The 4,301-nt window shown below is 55.1% G+C and carries 5 protein-coding genes; all 5 read left to right on the top strand.

Annotated elements, in window-relative coordinates:
- On the top strand, positions 1-633 hold a 633-nt coding region (locus MVK46_RS00355), incomplete at its 5' end, for a DUF58 domain-containing protein (protein WP_297534390.1).
- Positions 630-1,550 (top strand): hypothetical protein, encoded by a 921-nt coding sequence (locus MVK46_RS00350; RefSeq protein WP_297534389.1) that lies wholly within the window; start codon positions 630-632, stop codon positions 1,548-1,550. The genes MVK46_RS00355 and MVK46_RS00350, both read left to right, overlap by 4 nt.
- Before the next feature lie 32 nt (positions 1,551-1,582).
- Positions 1,583-2,467, top strand: a complete 885-nt coding sequence (gene cbiB, locus MVK46_RS00345) for an adenosylcobinamide-phosphate synthase CbiB (RefSeq protein WP_297534388.1) — start codon at positions 1,583-1,585, stop codon at positions 2,465-2,467.
- Positions 2,452-3,420: an aminotransferase class I/II-fold pyridoxal phosphate-dependent enzyme gene (locus MVK46_RS00340; RefSeq protein WP_297534387.1), complete on the top strand. Its 969-nt coding sequence runs from the start codon at positions 2,452-2,454 to the stop codon at positions 3,418-3,420. Before cbiB ends, MVK46_RS00340 begins: the two co-directional genes overlap by 16 nt.
- A gap of 30 nt (positions 3,421-3,450) precedes the next feature.
- Entirely contained in the window at positions 3,451-4,197 is a 747-nt protein-coding gene (locus MVK46_RS00335) for a class I SAM-dependent methyltransferase (protein WP_297534386.1), read from the top strand.
- The last annotated feature ends 104 nt before the right edge of the window (positions 4,198-4,301 follow it).

Genomic DNA, 4,301 nt, shown 5'->3' with positions numbered 1-4,301 from the left:
AAGGCCAGCGCGAGGGGAGGCCGGGTTCTCGTGAACGAGTTCGAGAGGGAGGGCAAGAAGACGATACTGTTCGTGATGGACCCTCACGGAGGCCTCGTGGGAACATCGGTGGAGAACCCGATGGAATACGGCATCCAGCTGATATCGTCGCTCGCGTACTACTTCGCCAAGAGGGGTTACAACGTCGGTCTCTACGTCATGGGCTACGGGAAGCTCATAATGCCCTCCTCCGGAATGAGGCAGCTGTATACCATCGTCAAGACCCTGCTGGAGCTTGAAGACGTCCCGCCGAAGGAAGAGAGCTTTGCCCTCGCCGTTGGAAGGCTGAAATCGACGATACTCCGCTACACCCCGCTGATAATCTACGTTGGGAACGTTATCCCGGAGAACCTCCCCTCAATCGAAGGAGGAATACGGAAGCTGAGGGGTCTCTACAAGCTCAGGCGCCTTCCCTTCCTGCTCTTTGACGTCTCGGTGTACCAGACGATAGACAGGGACGCCGGCCTTCTCGTCGAACTCAAGAAAAGGGCGATACACAGACGCCTTTCCGGCGGCGTCTACGTCCTCCCATGGAACCCCGCGAAAGAGGGTGTAACCTCTGTTGTTACAAAAACCGTGAGGTTGATAAGATGAAGTCGGAGGGAGTGATTGGAGCCGTCAGGTTCCTCCTGGCCCTTCCCCTGGTGGTTCTGATGGCGAGGCTACTCCTCTCCATAAACCCCCTTGTGAGATACCTTTCCCTCGCCGCGTTTTCTCCCGAAAAGATAATCTACGCCCTCCTGTTCATAGCCGTTTTCTACCTCACCTTCGAGGGCAGGTCGATAGGAAAGCTCGCGACCCTCGTGTACCTGTCTTACTTCGCATACCTCGTTCTGACGGTTTCTCCCTTCGTCCACACGGCCTTTCCCCAGTCCCAGAAGGGTTTCGTTCAGCTCATCGGCAAGTACCTCACAATGACGCCCAAGGAAGCGTTCCTCTCAATGCCCCTCCTCCTGCTTATCTCGATAGCCGACGACTACCTCCTGTTCCTTCAGAACAGGGGAGCGTCGCTGTCTTCTCTGGGCGTTCCAGAGGGGGATGTCTGGGAGGTCGTGTATCCCTCGCTGATAACGTTTGCCCTGGCCGTTGTGTTCTCCCTGGTGCTTTTCACCTGGGTTCTGGGCTACGTCAAGTCTAGGACGCTCCATCTCGGAAGCCTCGGCTACTTCCTTCCAGCGCTTCTTCTAATAGCCCTTGGAACGTCCATAAGCCTCGGCCTGTGGGAGAGGAGGCGCGCCGAGAGAACCGTGGTCGTTATAAAGACCCGCGTTCCCCTTGGTAAGGGAGGCTCATATCGGCTTGAATGGGGAGATGAACCGCTTCTCATCGTTAATCCGGGAGAAAAAGCAGAGGAACGGGAACTCATGATTGTTCGCAGGGCGGAAAAGGCTCCAAAGTTCGTAAAACTTGCTGTCGGTGAAAAAAGGGACGTTCTCAGGAGGGTCAAGGAAAGCGTTGATGGTGACAATCTGTTCGTTCTGTACTCCAACCTACCGCCCAAGGAAATCTAAAAGGATAAAAAGTCCAGCTCCAACGTACCGCTATGAACTCCACGCCGGTCTTCCTGCTCGCCCTGCTGTGGGACATCCTCCTTGGGGAACCACCTGTTAAGCTCCATCCCGTAGTCTGGTTCGGAAGCATAGCTGGCTTTCTCGACGGGAAGTGGAAAAGAAAAGGCCCCCTTCCAGATTTTCTCGCAGGGACTCTAACGGCCCTCACCGTCATCGCCTTCGCTTTGGTCCTTTCGCTCCTTCCCCGCTACCTTCCCTTCCCGCTGAACTACGTCTTGGCAGTTTACCTACTGAAAAGCTCCTTCGCGGTAAGGAGCCTCCACGAGCACATAGAGAGGACTGTAACTGAGGACATCGAGGAGAAGCGGAAGGCCGTCTCGATGATAGTGAGCAGGAACGTTGAAACCCTTGATGAAGCTCACCTCAACTCCGCCTCGATAGAGAGCTTGGCTGAAAACCTCAACGACTCTGTAATCGCTCCACTGTTCTACTTCCTCCTCTTCGGCCTCCCGGGAGCTCTGCTCTACCGCGCGGTGAACACGCTCGATGCCATGCTCGGCTACCGGAGCGAGCGCTACGAGTTCTTCGGCAAGTTTTCAGCGAGGCTGGACGACGTCCTCAACTTCATTCCCGCCCGCTTGACCGTTCTCCTATACCTCCCGCTCGGCGGATTGAAGGTTCTCAGGCACTACCGCCTTGCAAAGTTCAAGATAAACTCCGACAAGCCGATGTCAGCTATGAGCGCCGTCCTTGGGGTCTGGCTTGGGAAGCCCGGCGTCTACCGCTTCCCGGGCAGGGAGCCGAAAAACGAGGACATCAGGAGGGCCCTTAAGGTTTACTGGTTCGTCGTTGCCGAATGGATTGGAATCGTCCTTCTACTCCTCGCAACGGGGGTGTGTCCATGCTTGAGCCCGTGAAGTTCTCGACCTATCACGGAGGCGCAAGGGAGGAAGGTTTGCTCGACTTCTCGGCGTCGCTCAATCCTTACCCCCCTGAGTGGCTCGACGATATGTTCCGGCGAGCGAAGGAGATAAGCGACCGCTACCCCTACTACGAGAGGCTTGAGGGGAAACTCGCCGAACTTGTCGGCGAGCCTCTAACCGTAACGGCCGGCATCACCGAGGCGCTCTATTTACTCGGAATCCTCGCGCTCCGCGGAAAGAAGGCGATAATACCGGAGCACACCTACGGCGAGTACGAGAGAACAGCGAAAATTTTTGGAGCGAGGGTCGTCAAAGGCCCGAACGAACCGGGAAAGCTGGCAGAACTCGTCGAGAGAGGCTCGGTCGTCTTCTTCTGCAACCCCAACAATCCCGACGGAAAGTTCTACCGCGTTGGGGAGCTCAAGCCACTCCTCGATGCGGTGGAAGAGAAAGGGGCACTCCTCGTTCTGGATGAAGCGTTCATAGACTTCGTGAAAAAGCCGGAGAGTCCGGAGGGGGAGAGCATTGTAAAGCTCAGGACCTTCACCAAGAGCTACGGTTTGCCGGGAATAAGGGTCGGCTACGTTCTTGGTTTTGAAGAGGCTTTCAGAAGCGTCAGAATGCCGTGGAGCATAGGCTCGACTGGAGTTGCCTTTCTCGAATTCCTTATCGAAGACGGCTTCGAGCACCTCAGGAAGACGATGCCCCTCATCTGGCGCGAGAAGGGGAGGCTTGAAAAAACCTTAAACGTTAAAAGCGACGCAAACTTCTTCATCAAGCGCGTTGGGAACGCTGAGGACTTTGTTGAGGCCATGAAGAAGCGCGGAATCCTCGTGCGGAACTGTGCGAGCTTTGGACTGCCGGAATACGTGCGCTTTTCGGTGAGGAAGCCAGAGGAGAACGACAGGCTTATCAGGGCGTTCAAGGAGCTGGGAGAAGGGTTTTAAGATTGAAGCTGATTTCACTTTGGTGGTCTTATGCATGAGCTCTACACCGTTCTGGCCGAGTACTACGACGTGATTTATCGGAAAAGGGCCGAGCGGGTTAAGGATGAGATTGACTTCGTTGAGGAGCTGTTCCGGAAAGAGGCCGAAAGAGAAGTAAAGAAAATCCTTGACCTCGCCTGCGGAACAGGGATTCCGACGCTCGAACTCGCGAGGCGCGGTTACGAGGTTACCGGCCTCGACCTCCACGAGGAGATGCTGGCAGTTGCGAGAAGAAAGGCCGAAAGGGAAGGGCTTAGCGTCGAGTTCATTCAGGGAAACGCGCTTGAGCTCGACTTCGAGGAGGAGTTCGACGCGATAACCATGTTCTTTTCATCAATCATGTATTTCGATGATTCTGCAATTCAGGAGTTATTTAATTCTGTAAACCGGGCGCTGAAAGAGAGCGGGATTTTCATAGCGGACTTTCCCTGCTGGTACTACGGCGGAAGGGACGGCCCGATAGTGTGGGACGAGCGGAAGGGCGATGAGCGATTAATCATAACCGACTGGCGCGAGGTGGAACCTGCTTTTCAGAAGCTCCGCTTCAAGAGGCTCGTTCAGATAATCAAACCGGACGGGAGCGTTAGGGCCTTCATGGTGGACGATGAGCTCAACATTCACACGCCGAGGGAGATGAGGCTTCTGGCCGAGAGGCACTTCAGGCGGGTTAAAATCTATGGAAACCTTCACGAGCTGAAGCCCAACGACAAGAGATACTGGCTGGTTGCCGTTAAGTAGCAAACTTTTTAAGCCCTGGCTCATTTCAGCGCACTGGTGGTGCCTATCGTCCACCGTAACACCAGTTCCCTGCTTTAAATCGGCGCTTTTCCGGGTTAAGTTAG

It is taken from the genome of Thermococcus sp. (genome assembly GCF_027066465.1).
Lineage (GTDB): Archaea > Methanobacteriota_B > Thermococci > Thermococcales > Thermococcaceae > Thermococcus.
The sequence above is the reverse complement of the archived record's forward strand: the minus strand, read 5'-3'. Positions and strand labels throughout refer to the sequence as shown.